At 72.5% G+C, this 21,953-nt stretch carries 16 protein-coding genes; 4 read left to right on the top strand and 12 right to left on the bottom strand.

Annotation, left to right across the window (positions count from 1 at the left end; genetic code table 11):
• Positions 1-64 precede the first annotated feature (64 nt).
• The 3 genes from fdxA (at position 65) to ACFSL4_RS08870 (ending at position 4,304) form a co-directional block, all read left to right on the top strand.
• Positions 65-385 carry a ferredoxin gene (fdxA, locus tag ACFSL4_RS08880; RefSeq protein ID WP_381080327.1) on the top strand — a complete coding sequence of 107 codons (321 nt, stop codon included), beginning with the start codon at positions 65-67 and terminating at the stop codon, positions 383-385.
• 146 nt (positions 386-531) lie between these two features.
• Positions 532-1,542 (top strand): AfsA-related hotdog domain-containing protein, encoded by a 1,011-nt coding sequence (locus tag ACFSL4_RS08875; protein ID WP_381080325.1) that lies wholly within the window; start codon positions 532-534, stop codon positions 1,540-1,542.
• An 8-nt stretch (positions 1,543-1,550) separates the two neighbouring features.
• Positions 1,551-4,304: an AfsR/SARP family transcriptional regulator gene (locus ACFSL4_RS08870; RefSeq protein ID WP_381080323.1), complete on the top strand. Its 2,754-nt coding sequence runs from the start codon at positions 1,551-1,553 to the stop codon at positions 4,302-4,304.
• Between the two features lie 128 nt (positions 4,305-4,432).
• On the opposite strand, the gene ACFSL4_RS08865 is transcribed toward ACFSL4_RS08870, so the two are convergent.
• The 10 genes from ACFSL4_RS08865 to ACFSL4_RS08820 all read right to left on the bottom strand — a co-directional run bounded on the left by ACFSL4_RS08865 (position 4,433) and on the right by ACFSL4_RS08820 (position 18,379).
• Positions 4,433-5,308, bottom strand: a complete 876-nt coding sequence (locus ACFSL4_RS08865; protein WP_381080321.1) for a 4'-phosphopantetheinyl transferase family protein — start codon at positions 5,306-5,308, stop codon at positions 4,433-4,435.
• Complete coding sequence (locus ACFSL4_RS08860) at positions 5,214-6,074, bottom strand: 2-oxo acid dehydrogenase subunit E2 (RefSeq protein WP_381080319.1); 861 nt, start codon at positions 6,072-6,074, stop codon at positions 5,214-5,216. The genes ACFSL4_RS08865 and ACFSL4_RS08860 overlap by 95 nt, the downstream gene beginning before the upstream one ends.
• Positions 6,071-6,337, bottom strand: coding sequence for an acyl carrier protein (locus tag ACFSL4_RS08855; RefSeq protein WP_381080317.1), 267 nt, complete (start codon positions 6,335-6,337; stop codon positions 6,071-6,073). The genes ACFSL4_RS08860 and ACFSL4_RS08855 overlap by 4 nt, the downstream gene beginning before the upstream one ends.
• Positions 6,338-6,339: 2 nt before the next feature.
• Positions 6,340-7,362: a 3-oxoacyl-ACP synthase III family protein gene (locus tag ACFSL4_RS08850; RefSeq protein WP_381080315.1), complete on the bottom strand. Its 1,023-nt coding sequence runs from the start codon at positions 7,360-7,362 to the stop codon at positions 6,340-6,342.
• On the bottom strand, positions 7,359-10,430 hold the full coding sequence (locus ACFSL4_RS08845; RefSeq protein WP_381080337.1) for a type I polyketide synthase: 3,072 nt from the start codon (positions 10,428-10,430) through the stop codon (positions 7,359-7,361). The genes ACFSL4_RS08850 and ACFSL4_RS08845 overlap by 4 nt, the downstream gene beginning before the upstream one ends.
• Positions 10,430-10,717 (bottom strand): acyl carrier protein, encoded by a 288-nt coding sequence (locus tag ACFSL4_RS08840; RefSeq protein WP_381080313.1) that lies wholly within the window; start codon positions 10,715-10,717, stop codon positions 10,430-10,432. Before ACFSL4_RS08840 ends, ACFSL4_RS08845 begins: the two co-directional genes overlap by 1 nt.
• Before the next feature lie 101 nt (positions 10,718-10,818).
• Positions 10,819-12,600, bottom strand: a complete 1,782-nt coding sequence (locus tag ACFSL4_RS08835) for an acyl-CoA dehydrogenase (RefSeq protein ID WP_381080311.1) — start codon at positions 12,598-12,600, stop codon at positions 10,819-10,821.
• Positions 12,594-14,396 carry an acyl-CoA dehydrogenase family protein gene (locus ACFSL4_RS08830; protein WP_381080309.1) on the bottom strand — a complete coding sequence of 601 codons (1,803 nt, stop codon included), beginning with the start codon at positions 14,394-14,396 and terminating at the stop codon, positions 12,594-12,596. The genes ACFSL4_RS08835 and ACFSL4_RS08830 overlap by 7 nt, the downstream gene beginning before the upstream one ends.
• 1 nt (position 14,397) lies before the next feature.
• Positions 14,398-16,212 carry a fatty acyl-AMP ligase gene (locus tag ACFSL4_RS08825; RefSeq protein WP_381080307.1) on the bottom strand — a complete coding sequence of 605 codons (1,815 nt, stop codon included), beginning with the start codon at positions 16,210-16,212 and terminating at the stop codon, positions 14,398-14,400.
• A 232-nt stretch (positions 16,213-16,444) separates the two neighbouring features.
• Positions 16,445-18,379 (bottom strand): HAD-IIIC family phosphatase, encoded by a 1,935-nt coding sequence (locus ACFSL4_RS08820; RefSeq protein WP_381080305.1) that lies wholly within the window; start codon positions 18,377-18,379, stop codon positions 16,445-16,447.
• A 175-nt stretch (positions 18,380-18,554) separates the two neighbouring features.
• Here ACFSL4_RS08820 and ACFSL4_RS08815 point away from each other — a divergent pair, with 175 nt between their 5' ends.
• On the top strand, positions 18,555-19,814 hold the full coding sequence (locus ACFSL4_RS08815; RefSeq protein ID WP_381080303.1) for an FAD-dependent oxidoreductase: 1,260 nt from the start codon (positions 18,555-18,557) through the stop codon (positions 19,812-19,814).
• Positions 19,815-20,053: 239 nt separating this feature from the next.
• Here the strand turns inward: ACFSL4_RS08815 and ACFSL4_RS08810 are convergent, their stop codons facing one another.
• Together ACFSL4_RS08810 and ACFSL4_RS08805 are read right to left on the bottom strand one after the other, a co-directional pair.
• Complete coding sequence (locus ACFSL4_RS08810; protein ID WP_381080301.1) at positions 20,054-21,307, bottom strand: cytochrome P450; 1,254 nt, start codon at positions 21,305-21,307, stop codon at positions 20,054-20,056.
• Between the two features lie 190 nt (positions 21,308-21,497).
• A complete protein-coding gene (locus ACFSL4_RS08805) occupies positions 21,498-21,911 on the bottom strand; it encodes a DUF4260 family protein (RefSeq protein ID WP_381080299.1) in 414 nt (137 codons plus the stop codon).
• Between the last annotated feature and the right edge of the window lie 42 nt (positions 21,912-21,953).

Raw genomic sequence — 21,953 nt, 5'->3', positions numbered from 1 at the left:
AGAACGGCAAGGGCGACCTCGCCGCACTCCTCACCGGCAACGACACCTGGACCGTGGAGACCTCATGACGTACGTCATCACCCAGCCCTGTGTGGACCTCAAGGACAGGGCATGCATCGACGAGTGTCCCGTCGACTGCATCTACGAAGGCCCGCGCAAGATGTACATCAACCCCGACGAATGCGTGGACTGCGGCGCCTGCGAGCCCGTGTGCCCCGTCGAGGCGATCTTCTACGAGGACTCCCTTCCCGACGAGTGGTCCGGCTATCTCACCGCGGACCGGGACGTCTTCGCCGCGACCGGAGCGCCCGGTGGTGCGAGCACGACGGACCCCCTGCCCCGGGACCACCCGATCGTCGAGGGAGAACCGGTCAAAGCGGGCTGATCGCCAAAGGGAGGGGGCCGACGTCATTCGTACTTCAGTACGGCTTCCCTGGTCCTTCAGCGGGGTCGGGCAACGTGCACACGTCAAGCGCGTGCGCCCCACATGTGTTTCCGCAGAGCCGCCGGACACCTCCCCAGAGGACCCCCATGGACACCTTCACCGCACCGTCCCCCTCCTTCCTCGGACCCCACCACTTGGTCCACAGGCCGGCCAGCCCCGAAGCCTTTCTGCTGAAGGCGACCGCGCCGGTACGGCAGAACTTCGCCTTCTCCGCGGAACTGCCCGAAGAACACCCGCTGTTCGGCGATTCCGTGTCGCCTTATCACGACCTGCTGTTCCCCGTGGAATCACTGCGCCAGACCATGCTGTTCGCGGCGCGCCGGTACTTCAGGGTGCCGGAGAGCTGGCACCCCGTGGTGGCCTCCGGCGGCGCCGCGATCACCCGACTGGACGCATGGCGCCGCGGCGGCCTGCGAGCCGGGCTCGCGCTGGAACTCGGGGTGACGCCACTCGACATCGTCAACGGCGTGCCGCGCGGCCTGGAGTGCGAGGCCGCCGTCTCCATCGACGGCGAGCGCTGCGGCACCGCCTCGGCCCGGCTGGTCTTCCTCGCCCAGGGCGTCTACCACAACCATCGCGTGCTCGGGCGGCGGCAGAGCGAGGAGTCGGTGGCGGCCGGGGACGGTGATCCGGCCTCACCCGGCGTGCCGCTGCCCGAACAGGTGGGCCACCGGGACGGCCGTAACGTCCTGGTCGGCCTGCCCGAGCACACCGGAGGGGACGGCGAAGAGGGACTGGCCTTCCCCATCGACGCCAGGGCGGCCGCCGGGCTGCGGCTCGAGGCCCCGGACGCGCCGGACGAGGTGCCGCCGATGCTGTTCCTGGAGGTGTCCCGCCAGGTCGGGCTGCTCGCCGCCGCGGAGCTGCGCGGCTTCATCCCCTCGCACGCCGTGCTGTCCCGGTGGCAGGCCTCGTTCCGCGGCTTCGCCGAACCCGGACTGCCGCTGCACTGCACGGTCCGTGAGGGAGTGCGCCGCACGGACGGACGGGTGTCCCGGGACGCGGCCGGCCGCCCGGTGGTCGACCTGCGGCTGTCGTTCCTTCAGGGCAGCCGGGTCGTGGCCCGTGTCTCCGCCTCCGTGCTGCAGGATTGCTGAGGCGCGCGATGAGATACAGAGTCCTCGGCCCCGTGCACATGGCACCTCGTACACCGTCCGCGGCCAAGCCGCGCGCGGTCCTCGCCACCCTGTTGGTGCAGAGCAACACGGTGGTGTCAACCCATACTCTGATCGACGAATTGTGGGGCGCTGAACCACCGCGCACGGCCACCACCACCCTCCAGGTCTATGTGTCCCAGCTGCGCAAGGCCCTGATGGAGGACACCGGCGAGGCCGCGGCGGAAACGGGTACGCCGCAGCCTCTGCTGACCCGGTCCCCCGGCTATCTGATGCGGGTCGCCCCGGAGGAACTGGACCTGGCCGTCTTCGAGTCGCTGCGGGCCGAGGGCCGGGCCGCGTACGGCCGGCACGAGTACGAGGCCGCCTCGCAGACGCTGAGCCGGGCGCTCGGGCTGTGGACGGGACCCGCGCTCTCGGGCATACCGCACGGACCCTCGCTGGAGACCTCCGCGATCAGACTCAACGAACTGCGCGCCGAAGTGCTGGAACAGCGGATCTCCGCCGATCTGCGGCTCGGGCTGCACCATGAACTGGTCGGTGAGCTGATGGCCCTGGCGCACGAACATCCGCTGCGCGAGACGCTGCACTGTCATCTGATGGTGGCGCTCTACCGTTCGGGCCGGCAGTCCGACGCCCTGCAGGTCTATCACCAGGCGCGGCGGTCACTGGTCGACGAACTGGGGGTGGAACCCGGCCCGGCGCTGAGCAGACTGCTGGAGCGGATCCTGGCCTGTGACCCCTCGCTGGCCTGGCGCAGCGAACCCGGGCGCCGGCTCGTTCCCGTCGGCGCATCACACGACCGCCCGGCCGGCGGGGCCGCGGACGGCGGCCGGGATGCGGGGCCCACGGTGTGGCTGCCGCCGGCCGTGGCTGACTTCACCGGACGCGAGGAGCAACTGGCCTTCGGTGAAAGGCTGCTGGCGGGTGATCCGCCCGGTGGGAACAAGGTGCTCGTGGTGTCGGGCCGGGCGGGCGTCGGAAAGACGGCGCTGGCCGTGCGGCTGGCCCACGACGCCGCCGAGCTGTTCCCCGACGGACGGCTCCTGGTGACGTTGCGGGACGCCGGCGGGCGGGCCGTCGAACCGCGGACCGCCCTGGCGACCCTGCTGCGACGGCTGCGCGGGCCCCAGGCGACGGCAGCCGAGCCGGAAACGGACTCCGGCGCGCAGCCGCTGCCGTCGTCCGAGGCGGAACTGACGGAGCTGCTGCACGCGCGCACCGAGGGCCGCAGGATGCTCATCGTCCTGGACGACGCCGTCTCGGAGGCGCAGATCCGGCCGGTGCTGTCGGCCGTGCCCGACAGCACCGTGATCCTGACGAGCCGTCATGTGCTCGGCGCGCTGGAGAGCGTGCAGCACCTGACCCTCGACGTGCTCGCCCCGGGTGAGGCCGATGCGCTGCTGGCCGCGTGCGGCGGACAGCGGATGCGGGAGGACCCGGAGGCGGCGGCGGAGATCGCCCGGCTCTGCGGCTGGCTGCCGCTGGCCCTTCGGGTGGCAGCCGCCGGGCTCGCAGCCCGCCCGCACTGGACCGCCGCCGGGCTCGCCCAGCGGCTGCGTGACGAGCGGACCCGGCTGGCCGCGCTCGCCCTGGGCGACCTCGACGTACGCAGCAGTCTGCTGACCGCCTACCGCGACGTGGACGAGGAGACCAGGCACGCCTTCCGGATCCTGGGGCTGGCCTCGCTGCCCGACTTCGCCCTGTGGAGTGCGACCGCGCTGCTCGGCACGGACCGGGCGGGGGCCGAGCGGCTCACCGAGAAGCTGGTGCAGGCCCATCTGCTGGAGGCACGGCGGCGGCCCGGGCGGCTGGCCCCCGTCCGCTACGGCTTCCACGCGCTGCTGCGCTCGCTGGCCCTCGAGGTGCTGGCCGGGGAGTCCCCGCAGGAAGGCCCCGCGGCCGTCGAACGGCTGTGCCGTGCCTTCCTGACCCTGGCCAGGTACGCGGACGCGCAGCTGGCGCCCGGCAGGGACCGGCTCGCGTACGAGGTGGAGCCCCTGGCCGCGATCCGTCCCGAGGAGGTGGTCGGCAGCGCGCCGCTGCGCTGGTTCCAGGAGGAGTCCGCGGGCCTGTCGGAGGCCGTACGGCAGGCCCATGCGGCCGGGTTGTGGAGTCTGTGCTCCGCCTTGGCCTCGGCCGCGGCCGGCTACTACGAGGCGGGTGCCCTGTGGGACGAGTGGGAGTCGACGCACGACCTCGCGCTGGACGCGGCCCACCGGTCCGGAGACATCCACGCGGAGGCCGTCATCCTGCGGTCCCTCGGCGACTTGGCCTGGCAGCGCCACCGGACCTCACTGGCGATCGCCCGGTACCGCCAAGCCTGGCAGCTGTTCACCCGTCACGGTGACCGGGCGGCGGCCGGCCGCTGTCTGTCCGCCGAGGGGGACGCGCTCCTCGGCACGGGGCGGGTCACCCAGGCCGAAGGGGCCTATGCACGCGCCCTGTCGGTGAGCCGGCAGCACGGCGACCCGCGGGGCTCCGCCAAGTCGCTGCGCGGACTGGCCCTGGTGGCGCAGCGCGAGGGCCGCCACGAGGAGGCGCTCGCCCTTCTCGGGGAGTGCGAGGACGCCGCGCGCTCCGCCGGCGACCGCCGCTGGATCGAGTACGCACGGCGCACGGCCTCCGCCCTCCGCACGGCACTGGCGTCGGGCCGGTCGGCCACGGCGTCCTCGATCCCGCTCGAAGTCCGCCCCGGCGTCTGGCTCTTCCAGCCGTCGTGGCCGCTCCGGCGGGCCGCCTGAGGGTTCCCCTGCCCGGCGCCGGGGAAGCCGCCCCGGCACCGGGACCGCCCGGCCGTGGCGGTCCCGGACCTCGTGCACGGACGGCGACGCGCCGGGGGGGCGCCGCGCCGGGGCGCACCACCGCCTCGTCACCACACGTCGGCCGCCGCCGTCTCCCGCTCCTCCTCCCCCAGTGCCTCCGCCAGGACGTCGACGATGCCGGGATCGAGTGCCGTGCCCGCCACCGTGTCCGCCGTGGGACCGAAGCCGGCGTCGCCGACGGCGACGGCAAGGGTGTAGCGGTCCCCGATCGAGAGGGTGTGGAAGGCCCATGCGCCGACCGTGCACGGGGCGCCGTCGGGGCGCAGCACCTCCGTGGGGGCTCGGTCCGGGCTGAAGCCGAAGTCGGTGAAGCGGAACAGCATGCCGAGGCCCATGGCCTTGGTGTAGGCCTCCTTCAGGGTCCACAGGCGGAGCACGGCGGGGTTGCGCTCCGCGACCGGCATGGCCTCGATCCGCTCCACCTCGTACGGGGTGCACACGTGCCGGCCCAGCCCGGGACCGTACAGGACGCGGTCGCTGGGCTCGGCGTCGACCCCGATGACGCCGCCGGCGGCCAGGCCGACCAGGAGCAGGTCATCGGTGTGGCTGAGGCTGATGTGCACGCCGTCGTAGCCGCGCAGGCAGGGGCGCCCGGTGAGGCCGTAGCCGAGTTCGACGGACTGGGGCGGTACGCCGAGCGCGGCGGCGGCGGCGAACTTCAGCAGAACGCGGGAGGACGCGAACCGGGTGCGGACCCGCGGGTGAGTGAGCTCCAGGTAGCGCTCCCAGTCGTGGCCCAGGAGCACGCGCAGCCGCGGCACGCCCGCTCGTTCCGGCCGCCAGTCGTCCTGGCGGGCCCAGAGGACGGCCGCCCCGTGCCGGTCGAGGTCAGCGCGTACTCTGCTCCAGTCCGCCGAGGGGCCGCAGATCGCGATCGGCTCCCCGAGGGTCCGGCCCGGGGCCCTGCGCCCGGGTGCCGTCATCGAAACTCTCCAACGTGTCGTGGAGATCGGACAGCACATCGGCCGCGGCCGCGCCGTCGATCACCCGGTGGTCGAAGGTGAGGCCGAGCCGCATCATCGGCGCGGGCACCACGACGCCGTCGCGGACCACCGCGCGGTCCACGACGCGGCCCGCGCAGAGGGTCACGGCGGTGCCGCCGGCCGAGTGGAAGCCGTCGACGGTCCGGTGGCCGAGTGAGCTGACCGAGACGGTGCCGAAGACTGCGGGACGCCGGCCGGGATCGCGCAGCGCCGCGGCGAAGGCCGCCCTGCCGAGCGGGACGGGAAGCCGGCCGAGCATTCGTACGCCCTTGAACTCGGGCAGATCCGCGGCCTGTTCGCCCCGGTAGCGGTCGACGCGTTCCTGGATCTCGCGCAGGCTCGCCGCCTCCAGGCCGGGAACGAGCGCCGAGAGCACGGTCCGCTCGCCCTCGACGGGCCGGTCCAGGGCGAGTTTGGCGGTGACGCCGTCGAAGCGGACGATTCTCGGGCGTCGGAACGGTCCGGGCCAGCCGGGGGCCATGACGGCGTTGGCCTCGGGGTGGCGGTCGAGGACCCGCCCGGCGGCGTACAGCAGATAGCTGACGACCGAGTAGCGGCGGCCGCTCTCGCGGGCGGCGGCGCGGTGTGCCTGGACACGGGTCATGTCGACGTCGGTGTCCAGGTGCACGGACCGCTGGGCCGCCGCCCACTCCAGGAAGTACAGGGTGTGGCGGCGGCGCCGTTCTGCGATGACGCTGGGCCTCACCCGGTCACCGCCAGGTCGTAGATCTCCCTGAGGCTGCGGGCCTCGAAGATCCGGCCGACCGGGACCTTGCGGCTGGTGGCGAGCTCCAGTGCGGTGACGAGCTTGAGGAGGTACAGCGAGTCCCAGTCGGGGAGTTCGTCGAAGTCACAGGCCACCTGCTCGGGTTCGAGCGGCATGCCGATCTCGTCGTTGACCAGGCGCACATAGTCGTCGAGTGTGAAGCCGCCTGGGGCGGGAACGATCGCGGGGGCGGTGCTGTCCATGCTCATACCTTCTCCAGGGCGAAGCCGGCCTTGATCCACTTGCTGGACTCGACGGCGACCGCGAGGGCCCGCTCACCGTCGGACATGCGCTCCAGCAACTTCTCGATCTGCAGGAAGGGCAGGGCGTTTCCGTTGTTGCCGGTGTCCGCGACGCACGAGACCTCGGCCGCGGTCGGCACGTCGAGTTCCTCGGTGATGCGGCGGGTCATCCGGCCCGAGAGCTGGGGCGGCAGCAGGTAGTCCAGCCGGTCCGCCTCCCAGTCGAGTTCGCCGAGGATCTCCCACAGGATCTCGACGGCCATGACGGGCACGGACTCCTCGATGGCCTTGTAGTCCTCGGTGACGGCCTGCCGGTCGTCGTACCGGTCGGCGAGCCCGAACCACTCGATGACCTGACCCGACTTGCGGCCCAGCCCGGTGAAGCGGTTGAGGACGTGGCGCAGCGCGACGCGCTGTCCGCGCGGCTCGTCGGTGAGCACGGCCGCGCCCGCGCCGTCGCCGAACAGGACGTAGTTGACGAGGTCGCTGGAGGCTGCGCCGGACACGTCGCGCTGGAGGTCGAGGTGCTTGCTGCACACGTCGCCGCCGATGACGAGACCGGTGCGGTACTGGCCGGAGGCAATCATCGACTGGGCGACGCCCAGGGCCTGTACGGCGCCGGCGCAGCCGGACTGGAGCTGGAAGGTGGGCACCTGGTCCAGGCCGAGCTGGTCGGCGACATGGTTGACGGTGGCGGGCATCAGGGTGTCGGGAGTGGCCGTGCCGAGGACGACGAACTCGATCTCGGACGGGTCGACGCCGGGGGCGGCGAGGGCCTTCTCGGCGGCCTGTGCGCACAGGTCGGCGAGCGACCAGCGCACCACTCCGGTGCCGAGGTCCCGGGCGAAGTACCGCGTCCGGGTGCCGATGAAGACCTCGATCCAGTCCTCGTTGATGCCGAGCACCTTCGCCAGGGTGGCGTTGTCCACCGGGTCACCGGGCAGAGCGGTGCCGATGGAGGCCAGATGGGTCGTCGGAGTGGTCATGCCGTCCTCTCTTCTTCCATGAGCGTCCGGTTCTCCTCCGCGTCGCCGAAGCCCGCGGGAACGGGCACCGCCGCACCGAGTTCGCGCAGGAAGGTGATGAGGTCGCCGACGGAGGAGAGCCGGGGCAGCAGGTCCTGGACCGTCAGGGTGCCGATGCCGGCGAGCCGGGCCTCCAGCCGGTTCTTGAGCTCCATGATCATGACGGAGTCGAAGCCGAGGTCCTCGTAGAGCCGGTCGTGGAGGACGACGTCGGCGTCGGTGTAGCCGCCGACCAGCCGGACGGCGCCGAGCACGGCCTCCGCGACCGGGTCCGCCGGGCCGGCGGGCAGGTCCAGGGTGAGGACGGACGCGGTGGCGCTCTCCGCCTCCCGGTGCGGTGCGAGCGCGGCGGCCGCCGGCTCGGCCGCCGGGACGTCGACCGTTCCCGGACCCCGCACCGGGTTCCTCGCCCAATAGCGGTGTTCCGTCGAGAAGGCGTACGGCGGCAGCGGGTGGGCGACCCGTTCCGCGGGTGTGTACGCGGCGTCCCAGTCGGGTTCGACGCCGCCCCGGTACAGCTCGGCGAGGGCCTCGGCGAGGTCCCGGCCGGCGGATTCGGGGCCGCGTACCGGCAGGACGTGCGCCGGGCCCGTCCCCGGGGCGGGGTGGCCGAGGCGGCGCACCATCCCGGAGAGCACCGGCTGAGGGCCGATCTCCACCAGGTGGGTCGGTCCTTCGTCGAGCAGCGCGGCGGCCGCGTCCCCGAACAGGACGGTGGCGTCGATGTGTTCCACCCAGTACGGGGCGTCCATCGCCTCCCCGTCGAGCACCCGGCCGCGAACGGTCGAGTAGACCGGGATCTCGGGTACTCCCCCGCCGACCTCGGTGGCGATCGCCGCGAATCGGGCCAGCATGGGCCGCATCAGCGGCGAGTGGAAGGCGTGGGAGACCTGGAGCCTGCGGGTGCTGAGCCCCTGGGCCTCGATCTCGGCACCGATCCGTTCCAGCGCCTCCAGGTCCCCGGAGAGCACGGTGGAGGTCGGGCCGTTGACCGCGGCCACACCGACCAGCGGTTCCGGTGCGATCCGCTCCTCGAGGTCCTCCCTGGCGGCCCTGACGGCCAGCATGCCACCGCCCGCGGGGAGTTCCTGCATCAGAGCACCGCGGGCGGCGACCAGCCGGGCGGCGCCCTCCAGCGGGAGCGCCCGGGCCAGGACGGCGGCGGCGAACTCGCCCACGCTGTGGCCGAGGAGCATCCCGGGGTGCACGCCGAGTTCCTCCAGGGTCCGGCCGAGGGCGTAGCCGGCGGCGAACAGGGCGGGCTGCGTCCACCGTGTGCTGTGGACCGCCTCGTCACCGGCGAGGACCAGGTCGCGCACGGACCGTCCCGTGTGCGGCAGCAGCGCGGCGTCGGCCTCGTCGAGGAAGTGCCGGTACAGCGGCGACTGTTCGTACAGTGCGGCGGTCATCCGGGGGTACTGCGAGCCCTGCCCGGTGAACAGGAACGCGACGCGGGGCCGGCCGTCGGGGCTGCCGGCGAGCCGGGCCAGCAGCCCGGGGTCGGCGGCGGCCTCACGCAGCCTGGCGACGAGTTCACCGGTGTCGCCGACGGCGGCCGCGAAACGGTGGCGGTGACCGGCCTTGACGCGGTTGCTGGACCGGGCCAGCGGGCCCAGCGGTACGCGGCGGGCCGCCGCCGCGTCGGCCTGGGCCAGCAGGTTGCGGCGCAATGCGTCGGTGTTCGGCGCGGTGAGGGTGAACACGGCGGCGCCGATGCCGCCCACGGGGGCGTCGTCCTCGGGCCGGGGGCGGGCGGCCTCGGGGGGCGCGGACTCCAGGACGGCGTGGGCGTTGGTGCCGCCCATGCCGAAGCTGCTGAGTCCGGCGACGGCGGGGCCGGCGGGCAGCCGCAGCGGTGCCTTGAGGAGCCGCAGCCCGTGGTCGCGCAGGTTGAGCCGCTTGCTCTCCTTGGCGGCGAAGCGGCTGGCGGGGACCACCCGGTGGTGCAGGGACAGGGCGACCTTGATCAGTCCCGCGATGCCGGCGGCGCCCTCGGTGTGGCCGAGGTTGCCCTTGACCGAGCCGAGCGCCATGGGTTTGCCGGCGCGGCCCGCGTGGTGGTGGCCGAGTGCCTTGATCTCCATCATGTCGCCGAGGCTGGTGCCGGTGCCGTGTGCCTCGGTGAAGGCCACGTCGGAGGGCTCGACTCCCGCCCTGCGGTAGGCGGCGGCGAGTACGTCCTGCTGGGCCCAGCGGTTGGGCGCGGTCAGCCCGTTGCTGCGGCCGTCCTGGTTGACGGCGATGCCGCGGATGACGGCGTACACGCGTTGCCCGTCGGCGATCGCGTCCCGCAGCCTGCGCAGCACGACCACACCGACGCCCTCGCCGCGGCCGATGCCGTCGGCCTCGGCGCTGAAGGGCTTGCAGCGCCCGTCGGGGGCGGAGAGCCCGGCCTGGGTGTAGAAGATCGACAGAGCCGGGGTGAGGGCCACGTTGACACCGCCGACGAGGGCGTGGTCGCACTCCTCGGACAGCAGGGCGTTCACCGCGAGGTGCGCGGCGACCAGCGAGGAGGAGCAGGCGGTGTCGACCGCGAGGCTGGGGCCCTTCAGGTCGAGGTGGTACGAGATCCGGTTGGCGGTCATGCAGTAGCCGTTGCCGGAGCCGACCTGGGCGGTGACGTTGGCGTAGTCGGTGAGGTGCAGCTGCGCCCACTCGTTGCCCATGATGCCGACGAAGACCCCGGTCGGGGTGCCGGCGAGGCTCCGCGGCGGAATGCCCGCGTCCTCGACCGCCCGCCACGCGGACTGCAGCAGCAGCCGCTGCTGGGGGTCCATGGCGGCCGCTTCGCGCGGCGAGATGGTGAAGAACTCGTTGTCGAAGGCGTCCGGGTCGGCGATGAAGCCGCCCTCGGTGGTGTTGGTGTGTCCTTCCTCCCCGGCCTGGGAGTAGAACTCCTTGGCGTCCCACCGCTGCCGGGGCACCTCCCCCACCCCGTCCGCGCCCCGCATCAGCAGGTCCCAGTAGGCGCCGGTGTCGGGCGCCCCCGGGAATCTGCAGTCGATGCCGACGATGGCTATGGGCTCCATCAAGCGCCGCCGTCCTTCGGGGCGGCCGCGGCGAACTCCTCCATGAGGTGGCCGGCGAGCGCGTGGACGGTCGGGTAGTCCCAGGCGGCCGTGGGCTCCATCACGAGGTCGAAGTCGTCCTCGATGTCTCCGCACAGGCTGAGGGCGGCGACGGAGTCGAGGCCGTACTCCGCGAGGGGCACGTCCGGGTCGATCTCGGCGGGCTGCCGCTTGAGGTAGAGGGCGATGCGCTCGGCCAACCACATGGTCAGAGACTCGGTGGTGTGTCCGGTGGTCGGAACGGGCATGGTGCACTCCTCGGCGGGGTGAGCGGATTCGCTTGCTGTGCTGGGGCCGCGCCGGCCGTTGCGGGCCGGCCGGGGGTCCCTCGGGGACCGGCTGGTGTCGATCAGCCGGTGAGCGGGGTGTCGTACAGGTCGTAGCTGCTGCGCGCATGGAACCTGCGCAGTACTTCCTCGTGCATCCGGGCTTCGACGGACGCGGGGAGTGCGGCGGGCCGGCGGCCGAGCCGCCGGGCGAGCCGGTGCAGTGCGGCGGCAAGCCAGGCGGGGTCGGCGAGGAACGCGTCGCCACCGTCGCGGGACGCCTGCTGCCAGACACCGATCGCCGACGCGGCGGCGAGCAGGTGGGCGTAGCGGTCGGCGAGGGCGAAGGCGGCGGGGCCGGCGAGCGCCGTACGGTCCTCGGGTGCGAGCGCGCGGCTCGCCTCCTGTACCTGCCGCAGCTCGTCCACCAGAGTCAGCGCGAGCCCCTGGACGGCCCGCTCCTCGGGTGCCGCGCCGGGCAGCCCGTCCACCGCGGCCACCAGTGTGGCGCTGAGCCCGTCCCGTCCGCTCGCCAGGGTGAGCCGGTCGAAGGGGATGTCCGGGAGCTCCGCGTGCGGCCGGAAGAGTTCCCCGGGTGCCGGTTCGTCGCTGAACCAGGAGCGCCGGGCGAGCCGGGACAGCTGGGGGATGATCGTGGCCTGGCAGGCCGCGGAGCCGGCGTGGCCGAGGCTGAGCACCGGCAGGTCGCGAAGGTGCTTCTGGAAGATGCCGTACTCGCCGTCGCGGATGTAGAAGCGGGCCCCGAGCACGATGGAGAGTTCGTGCATGGTGTCGGTGAGCAGCCGCGGGACGAGGTACTTGGTGGCGGCGGCGAAGACGCTGGTCTGCTCGGGGAGCAGGTGCACCGCCCGGGTCGCGGCCAGGGAGAGGCTGTCGCAGGTCAACAGGTCGGTGAAGGCCCCGGACAGGGTGGCCCTGGCGTGCGGGATCTCCATGACGGTCTTGCGGTAGAGGCGCCGGCCCAGTGCGAAGCGCACGACGGTCCGCAGGGCCGTGTCGGCGGTGCCGACCGCCATGCCGGGCAGCGCGGCCCTGGTGACCTGGAAGGCGCGCAGGGCGGTTTCGACTCCCTTGCCTCTCTCGCCGACGAGGGCGGAGGCGGGCACGGGTGTGTCGTCGAACCGGAGTCCGGCCAGGCGGCAGCCGCGCACGCCGACGGCGTCGTAACGGGGCAGTACCTGCCAGGTGTCCGCGTCGAGCCCTTCGCGTTCGACGAAGAGCACGGAGTGGCTGCGGCTGCCGGGTGCGGGGTCGGTGCGGCTGAACAGGACCCAGGCGTCCGCGCGGGCGGCGTTGTTGATGACCTGTTTGGCGCCGTTGAGCAGGAATCCGCCTCCCTGCGCGGGGCGGGCCTCGAACTCGTTGCGCACGAAGTCGTTGCCGTGCGCGAGTTCGTGGTAGGCGACCGAGACCTTGCCGCCGCCGGTGAGGATCCGCGCGAGGCGTTCGCGCTGCGCGGTGTCCCCGCAGGCCCAGACGTTCACGGCGGCCATGAAGGAGGTCACGCCGTAGCCGAGGCCGAGGGCGACGTCGCGGCGGAACACCTGCCGCATGACGCGTACCAGGGTGTCGAGGCGTTCCAGGCGGCCGCCCTCGGCGCACGGTACGAAGTCGGCGCCGAGCGTGAGTTCGTCCAGGGCACGCTCGCCGGCCTCGGAGAGTTCACCGGCCTCGTCCGCTTCCAGCAGCCGGGCGTAGGACAGTTCGTTGCCTTCGTCGGTGGGATCGCCCAGCCGCCGGTCCAGTTCGGCCACGCGCGCCGCGGCCCGCGCCTCCTGTCCCGGTGCCCCGTGACCGTCGGCGGTCGACGGGTGCGTGCCCTGGGGCTCTGTGCCGATCAGCATGACGTCCTCTCACTCTCGCCGACGGCCGCGTGGGGCGTCGCGGACTGCCGCTCGGGGCTGCGCTGCGGCAGCAGCGAGAACAGCCGGCCCGAGGAGCGGGCCGCCCGCAGGGCGCCGAGCAGTTCGTCGTATGTCTCCCGGCCGGCCGCCGCCGGTTCGCCGAGGCGGACCAGCAGCCGGTCGAGGGCGGTGTGCAGCCACAGGCCGTCCCGCCACAGCGCCCCGGTGCCGGGGTCGTCGCTGACGTGGTCGGTGCTGTGCGTCCACAGGCCGAGGCAGGCAGCTCCGGCCCAGCACAGGGTGTAGCGGCGTGCGACCTCGAAGGCGGCGGGCGGGACCTCGGTGAGCACGCCCTGGTACTCCTCCATCTCGGCGTGCACCGCCGTGGTGGTGGCGAGCAGCCGCCGGGCGGCCTCGGCCGCCGGCTCCAGCGCCGGGTTCGCTCCGGCACGGCGGGTGATGTCGTCGACGGCGGCGGCGAGCCCTGCCATGACTCCGCTGCCGTGCCGGGCGACCAATGACAGCTTCGAGGGGTCCAGGGGCGGCAGCGGTGTCCGGAGGTCGCAGGCGGCGTCGCCGCCCGCGGTGTCGCCGGTGCCGCGCCGGAAGCCCCGGACCAGGGAACGGAACTGGTTGACCAGGGAGTTGAGGTTGACCAGGGTGTTGCCGTCGAAGAGTCCGACGAGGCGGTGGTCACGCGCGAGTTTCTGGAACCGGCCGTCGGCGTGGACGCCCTTGAGGAAGGCGCGGGCGCCGAGCAGCCCGGTCAGGTCGGCGAGGACCTGGTCGGTGCCGGTGGGCAGCAGGTACTTGGTGACGGCCGAGATGACGCTGAGCTCCGCGGTCTGGGTCTGTACGGCCCGGGCGGCGACCAGGGCGACGGCCTCGTGCAGCAGGACGTCGGCGGCGGCGCCGGCCAGCACCTGCCGGGCCTGCGGGAGGTCGATCAGCCGCCGGCCGTACAGCTCGCGCTCCTCGGCGAAGTCCAGGCCAAGCCGCAGCCCGTGGTCGCCGGCGCCGAGCGACAGCGCCGCGCACATGGTGCGGGTGAGCTGGAGCGCCTTCAGCACGATCTCCAGGCCGGCGCCCTCGGCACCGACGAGGGCGCTCTTGGGCACCCGGGCGCCGTCGAAGGCGATGCCGGAGATGTCGGCGCCGCGGATGCCGTGGGTACGGATCTTGGGGAGGTGGCGGTAGGTGTCCTCGTCGAGTTCGCGCTTGTCCACGAGGAGGACGCTGAAGCCGCGCGGGCCCCCGTCCGGGTGCGTGCGTGTCAGCAGCGACAGCACCGACCCCCGGGTGGCGTTGTTGATCAGCCACTTCTCGCCGCTGACCAGCCAGTGGTCCGCGGTGTCCGGCGCCTTGTCGTCGGTGCGCACATCCCCGGCGAGAAGGTCGCTGCCGTGGTCGCGTTCGGTGAGCCCGAGGGAGACCGGGACCCCGGCCATGATGTCGGCGCCGAGCCTGGCCCCTTGCTCCGCGGAGCCCGCCACCCAGACGCAGACGCCGCCGAGGTAGGTCTTGCCGTGACCGATGGCGCAGGTCATGTCGCGGCGGGCGACGGCGCGGACGAGCTGGAGCACCTGCTCGTAGTCGCGCAGGCTGCCGCCGTACTCGACCGGTACGTACTGGTCGGGCAGGCCCCACTCCTGGAAGCGGCCGCAGATGTCGGCGGGGAACTCCTCCTTGTCGTCGAGTTCCGCGCAGCGCGCGTAGGAGAAGATCTCACCGGGGTCGTCGGGGTCGCCGAGGAAGCGGTCGAAATCCTCCGCGAGCCGGTAGGGCGGGTGTTCCATGTCAGACCACCGATTCCAGGGACGGGACGGCGTCGGCGGTGTCCGCGGCGCCCGTGCCCTCCGCGGAGGCGACCAGTGCGCGGACGGCCGGCTCAAGGGCCTCGTGCAGCGGGGTGATGCGGCCCTGGAGGAACAGCTTGCGCATCAGGGTGCGCTGGATCTTGCCGCTGGTCGTCTTGCGGACGGTTCCGGGGCGCACCAGCAGGACGTTGCCGGCGGGGATGCTGAACTCCTTGCTGATGAACCTCTGGGCGCCGGAGGCAACGGTGTGCAGGTCGGTGGAGATGCCGCCGGGCCGCACCTCCTGGATGACGACCAGGTGCTCGCGGTCGGTCTCGACGGAGAAGACGGCGCCCGCACCGATGCGGAAGGCCTTGTCGCTGGTCTGGACGGCGCGTTCGACGTCCTGGGGGTAGAGGTTGCGACCGGCCAGGATGACCATCTCCTTGAGCCGGCCGGTGACATAGAGCTGTCCGTCCTTCAGGACGCCCATGTCGCCGGTGCGCAGCCAGCCGCCGCCGTCGTGTCCGCCCGTGCCGTCGGAGATCGCCGCGTCGAAGATCTCCTTGTTGGTCTGCGGCCGCTTCCAGTAGCCGGAGGCGACGCTGTCGCCCTTGAGCCAGATCTCGCCGACGTGTCCTTCGGGCTTCTCGACCTGGGTCTCCGGGTCCACGATGCGGACCTCGAAGTCACGTGCGATGCCGCTGCTGACGAGGGTCCGGGCGGGTTCGCCGACGCGCGGGCCGGCCAGTTCGCCGCGCTCCAGGGCCTCAGCGCCGACGTCGAGGACGCGCGCGGTTGCGCCGCGCGGGATGCCGGAGACCAGCAGGGTCGTCTCAGCCATGCCGTAGCAGGGGAACATGCTCTCGGGGCGGAAGCCGACGGGCGCGAAGCGCTCGGTGAAGGCGCTGATCGTCTCGGCCCTGACGGGTTCGGCGCCGTTGCAGGCGGTCGTCCAGGAGGACAGGTCGAGCGTCTCCAGCTGCTCGTCGGTGACGCGGCGCACACACAGGTCGTAGGCGAAGTTGGGGGCGCCGCCGGTGGTGATGCCGTAGTCGCCGATCATCTTCAGCCAGCGATAGGGGCGCTTGAGGAAGGTGAAGGGGGCCATCAGCACGGCGGGAACGCCGAGGTAGAGCGGGTGGAGGATGTGCCCGATCAGGCCCATGTCATGGTAGAAGGGCAGCCAGCCGCCGCACACGGTGTCCGGTCCTGTGCCGATCGACCGCTGGATCGCCGCCTCGTTGGCGAGCAGGTTGCGGTGCGAGACCACGACGCCCTTGGGCTCGCTGGTCGAGCCGGAGGTGTACTGCAGGAAGGCCAGGCTCTCGGGGGTGAGGGAGGGCGTGTGCCAGGCGTGCGCATCGCCCTCGGTGGGATCGTCGGTGGCCAGGCACGCCACGTCGGTGAAGCCCTCCGTGGACAGCCAGGCGGAGATCTGGGGGGCGTTGGCCGAGTCGGTGAGCACGGCGCAGGCCTCGGCGTCGCGCAGGATGCCGGAGACCCGGGTGAAGTGCTGGCCCTGCTCGGTGGGCAGCGGTCCGGGCACGGCCACGGCCCCGGCGTACAGGCAGGCGGTGAACGCCTTGATGAAGTCCAGGCCCGGCGGGTACAGCAGGAGGACCTGCCGGTTCGCGGCTCCGCGTTCCTGCAGCCAGGACGCGATCCGGCGCGCCTCCTGGTCGAGCCCGGCGGACGTGAGGTGCTGCGGCACCGAGCCCTGGGCGTCTTCGGGCAGGAAGATGAAGGCATCCGCGGCGCTGCGGGCTTCGGTGCGCTCCAGAACCAGTTCTGTGAAGGTTCGGAAGTTCGTCAACGTCTTTCCCCGACCTCTCCGAGATCCGCTGGCGTGGCGCCGGCACGGGTTGCTCTGACATCACGATCGTCGTCCGGGGCGCTAAGGAGACGCTTGTGCGTTCCCGGTACGCGGTGGGGCGGTGCGGGGCCCGCGCGGCCGGATGTGGGGCCATTCGGGCGCGCGGCGGACGGCATCCCGGTGACCGGCCGACGACCGGCTCCGGGCAGCCCCGTGGGGGCCGGGGCCCGGGTCATCCGGCGGTGTGCTGGAAACCCGCGTCGAGGGTCACGTGTCCGGGCACGTCGGGCAGCCGGGTGAGCGCGTGCCGGAACTCGACCGTGCCGTCCGCCGATTCGGCGACCCGCTCGAAGCCGAGCGACGGGTAGAAGTCGCGCACCTTGTGGTTCTTGGCGGTGGGCCGGTAGCTCGCGCGTACCTCGGCCGCACCCGAGTCCACGGCGTGCTCCAGCAGCGCGGCGATCGTGGCCTGCTCGATGCCGCGGGCGAAGACCCGGCAGCTGAGCAGCATGTTGTCGATGCGCAGGGCCTCGTCCTGCCGGTGTGCGAAGAGGGCGCCGACGACCCCGTTGTCACCGAAGCGGTCACGGGAGCGCACGGCCAGCACCAGGTGGCCCGGCGAGTCGAGCCGCTCACGGACGTCGGACGGCTGGAGCCGGCGGGTGGTGAGGTTGAACTGGTTGGTGCGCAGGGTGATCTGGGCGACCCGGGCCACTTCGTGGTCGCGTACCGGGGCGATCTCGACCTCGACGCCGAGGGCGCGCAGATACTCCTCCATCGAGCCGGTGGTCTGCTGGAGGTCCTGCCGTTCCGCCTCCTGGCGGTACTGCACGGCGCGGCCCCGGTCCTCGGTCGTCAGTTCCCGTACGTCGAACCAGCCGTCCGCGAGCAGCCGGTCGATGTGCAGCGCCGGTTCCTCGTCGAGCCCGATCACGGCGATCTCGGGGAGCGAGGACGCGACCAGGCCCCGTTCGAAGGGCGAGTCGTCGGCGAAGACGAAACTGTCGGTACCGAGGTTGAGCCGGGCGGCGATGTTCCGGATGTTGCCGTCCTTGGGTTCCCAGTCGGCGCTGATCCGGACGAAGTCGGCCTCGCGCAGGGTCATGTCGGGGTGGTCGCGGAGCACGTCCAGCACCGGCTCGCGGTCGTTCTTGCTGCACACCGCGAGCAGCACGCCCTGGCCGCCGATCTGCTTGACCACCCGCTGGAACCGGCCGAAGGCCTCACCGCGGTAGGTGGTGGCGGCGGCGATGCCGTCGGGCCCGTCGTCGCCGAGGATGCCGTCCCAGAGGGTGTTGTCGAGGTCCAGGACGAGGAGCTTCTTGGCCCGGCCGCGCAGTGTCCGCAGCAGATGGCCCGCCTCGCGCGCGTACCGGGCGAGCACCTCCTCGCCGAGGTGCGCCTTGGCGTAGGCGGCGAGCCGGGGGTCGCGGACCGGTCCGCCCTCGGCGACCAGCGGCTCCAGGTCGACGACGTGCAGCCGCGGGTGCGCGGCGGCGAGCCGCAGCAGCCCGGCGTTGAACTCGCGCCAGACGGCGGACAGTTCGGTTCGGGAGCGATGGTCGACCAGTTGGTGGGTGTGGGTGCGCAGCAGCGGCAGGGTGTTGAGCACCAGGGTGCCGGTGCCGTGCTCGTCGTAGTGGGCGGCGAGCCGGTCGAGGAGCTCCAGTTTGCCGGCGGCGGTCCTGGCGACGTCCTCCGGGCCCCAGGGCAGGGGCAGTTCGTCGAAGACGATCTGGGCGTCGAGGAGGCAGAGGGTGAGTTCGGTGCCGGGCGCGTACACGTCGCTGCCGGTGTCCAGCAGATCGCGCTGCCAGGAGTCGTAGTCGCCGGTCTTGACACGCGACGGGATGCCGTGGCGGGCCAGTTCGGCGGTGAGCGGTGCCGTCAGCCCGTCCAGAGTGCCGTGTCCGGTGACGGCGACGGTGGCGGGCACCACGGTGGGATGCCGCTGTACGACGTCCTCGGGGGCGACCTTGGCGAGCAGTCGGCCCGCACGCGCGAGCAGGCTGAACGCGTCGTCGGACTGGGCGAGTTCAGCGAGGAGTCCGGACACCGACGGGTACTCGTCGGCGAGCCTCTTCTCGCCGTGCAACGCGCGCAGCCGGTCCAGGGGGCCGGCAGGCGCGGTGTGCCCCGGGCCGGACGTCTTCACTGCTGTGCTCACGGTCTGTTCGCCTCTCTGCCGGAGCGGGCGGGCTGTCCGGAGCTTGGGTCCCGGCCCTAAAGACGGGCTTGCGCCCGGGGCCCGCCCCTGGTGCGCGCGGTGCCCGCAAGAGCTGCTTTAGGCGAGGTGCGGACCATCGGCGGACCATGACCTCGTCCGAAAGGCAGCAGTGACGATGACAACTGAGCTGACCGCAGAGGTGTGCGTGGTCGGGGGAGGCCCGGCGGGGCTCACGCTGGCCGTGGAACTCGCCAAGCGTTCGGTGTCCGTCGTGGTCCTGGAGCAGAGCGGCCACTTCGACCGGTCGTTCCGGGGCGAGTCGGTCTCCCCCGACTCGGTGTGGCTGCTCGACCAACTGGGTGTGCTCGGCCGGCTTGAGGGCGCCTACCAGCAGATGCACCGCATGGAGATCGTCGACTCCGGCAGCACGGTGCTGCGTGCCGACTTCCGGCGCTTCCCCTACCCGCACCCCTATCCGGTGGAGATGCCCCAGCCCGCTCTGCTGTCGGCCCTGGCCGGGCTCGGTCAGGAGGAGTACCCGGAGCACTTCACCCTGGTGCGCCGGGCGACGGTGAACCGCCTGGTGCGTGCCGGGGGCGACAGCGGTCCGGTCAAGGGGGTGACGGCGCGCACCCCGGAGGGCGAGATCACGGTGCGCGCGGCGCTCACGGTGGGGGCGGACGGCCGGTTCAGCAAGGTCCGCGAGATGTCGGGGCTGACGTACACGAAGCTGCCGCTGGACCGTGACGTGGTGTGGCTGAAGCTGCCGTTCCCGCCCGAGTGGGACGACCGCACGTATCGCATCCGGATCCGCGGCGATCAGCACGGGCTGTTCATCCCGACCCGCCCGGACAGCGTGCGCGTCGGTTTCAACATTCCCAAGGGCGGGCTGAAGGAACTGCGCGCCCAGGGTCTGCCCGCGCTGTACGAGCGGCTGGACCGGCTCGCACCCGAGCTGGCCGGGTCGGTGCGCAGCGAGATCCGCTCGTGGTCCGACACCTCGATGCTGGACATCTTCACCGCGCTGGTGCCGCGCTGGTCCAAGCCGGGCCTGGTCCTGATGGGCGACGCGGCGCACACGCTGACGCCGATCCTCGGGCAGGGCGTCAATCACGCCATCATCGACGCGGTGACGCTGGCCCCGCTGGTGCGCGACGCTTTCGACCAGGGCGGGAGCGAGGCCGCGCTGCTGCGGGCGGGCGAGGCATTCCAGCGGTCGCGGGAGGCGTCCGTCGACAAGTCGCGCGGTCTGCAGCTGCGGCAGGAGCGGCTGTTCGCCCTGCACGGCGCCGGCGGTGTCTTCCGCCGCTCGCTGTACCGGGCGGTCGATCAGAGCCAGAAGCTGAAGGAGAGGGTGCTGGGAGGCGCGTACTTCCAGTTGCAGAAGCCCGGCCCGCACGCCGTGGAGGCGCAGTCCCCCGCCACCCGCGTGTGACCGGTGTGCCCGGAGACCGCTGAGGGCCGGGCGCACCGCGCACGGCCACGGCCCGCACGAGAGCGTACGGGCCGTGGTCTTTGTCGTACCCGCCCCCGGGGGCCGGCCGCCCCGCCGGGGTGGGCCCTTCTCCGGCCGCCGGCCCGTCGGGGACGGGGCGGAGGCCGTCTCGGACGGGCCGGTCGTGCCGCCGCCCGGCCGTCACCTGATGACGGCCGGGCGGCGTTCTGCCGGATCGTTCACCAGGTGACGGGCAGCCGGGTCAGGCCGTGCACCATCATCCCGGTCGTCAGCTCCAGGGCATCGACCTCTTCCGCGAGCCGCAGGCCCGGGAAGCGGTTCAGCAGCGAGGAGATGACGATCTGCAGCTCCGCCCTGGCCAGCGCGGCGCCCAGGCAGAAGTGCGGGCCGTGGCCGAACGCGAGGTGGTGGACGGCGTCGGGCCGGGTGGGGTCGAACTCGTCCGCCGACGCACCGGTGAAGCGCGCGGGGTCCTGATTGGCGGAGCAGACCGCGGCCAGGACGGCGCTGCCCTCGGGGATGACGGTGCCGCCGACCTCGACGTCCTCCAGGGTGATCCGCAGCGGGCCTCCGTCACCGATCGGGTTGACGCGCAGCAGCTCCTCGATGGCGTGGTCGATCATCTCGGGGTGCGCGCGCAGCGTGGCCATGTGCTCCGGATGGCGCAGCAGGGTCAGGACCATCTTGCCGATCATGCTGACGGTGGTCTCGTGGCCGGCGACGAGGATGGTCGCCGCCATGACGATCAGCTCGTACTCGTTGAGGCTGCCCTCCTCCTCGTGGGCGGCGACGAGCGCCCCCATCAGGTCGTCCGTCGGCTCCTCCCGCTTGCGCTTGACCAGCGCCGCCAGGTACTCGATCATCTGCTGGCGCTGAGCGGCGGTCTCCTCCGGGGTGTGCGCGGTCAGCGAGACGAAGGCGTCCGACCACTCGCGGAACCGGTCGCGGTCCTCGAAGGGCACACCGAGCAGCTCGCAGATCACCATCACCGGCAGCGGGAAGGCCAGGGCCGTGTTGAGGTCGACCGGCCCGTCGAGCTTCTCCATGCCGTCCAGAAGACCGTCGGTCAGCTCCTGGATCCGGGGACGCATGTTCTGCACGCGGCGGGCGGTGAACACGCGGGAGACGAGCCTGCGCAGCCGGGTGTGCTCGGGCGCGTCCGTGGTGAACAGGCTGCCCGGAACGGGAGGTGTCGCGGTGAGCTGCGGCGCGCCGGGGGCGATGGTGGCGGCCCGGCTGAACCTGGCGTCCGCGAGAACGGTGCGCACATCGTCGTAGCGGGTCACCACGTAGCCCTCGTCGCCGCTGGGCAGCCGAACGTGGGCGACGGGGCACTTGGCCCTCAACTCTTCGTAGACGGGGGGCACTTCAACGGCGGAGGGGCGGTGGAACGGGTAGTCCAGTATGGGTCGACCGGTCTCCGGCCCGTCGTGCGTCGTCTCCGTCGTATCCGTTGTGTCCGTCGTTTCCATGCGTTTCCTCCGGCAACCGGTGCTCAGCGGGTACTTGTATGCGGCGGTCCGGGTGTCCGACACGCGGCGAGAGGCGCTGTCGGGGACCCGGACGAGCCTCGCAGCAAGGGCTTGCGCGGGACCAAAGCGCCGCGAACGCGGAACGGCTCACATCCCTTCCGGGGACGGTGGGCCGTCGTCGCGCCGTCGGTCAGCGCTGCCAGCCTTCAGCGGTGCGCAGGCCGAACCCGAAGGCCCGGTCGGAGGCGATGTGCTGCATCCAGGCCAGGCCGAAGGTGAACAGGGGGACGGCGACGCCCGGGGAATCGGGCACCAGACAGGTGAGCATGACGGCGAGGGCCACGACGGGCCGGTGCACGAAGTTGTAGACCGGAACGGTCTTCCGGGGCAGTTGGCCGTGCCCGTGCGGGCCGGAGGCACCGACGAGGAACGACAGGTCGGGTGCGACGACACCGGCGACCGCCGCGACGATCACCCATCCGCCGTGCTTCACCGCCTCGAACACGACCCAGATCAGCAGGAGGGCGGACAGCAGCCCCCAGGCGACCCGGGCCGGCCGTGAGGCCGAGCTCCGGACGGCGCCCTCCGCGGCGTCGTGTGTCACGGGACGTGCTCCTTTCGCGGTGGATCCGCACACAGTTCGGGG

It is taken from the genome of Streptomyces caeni, assembly GCF_042678285.1.
GTDB lineage: Bacteria > Actinomycetota > Actinomycetes > Streptomycetales > Streptomycetaceae > Streptomyces > Streptomyces caeni.
Note: the sequence above shows the minus strand (reverse complement) of the source record. Positions and strands in the feature narration are given on the sequence as shown.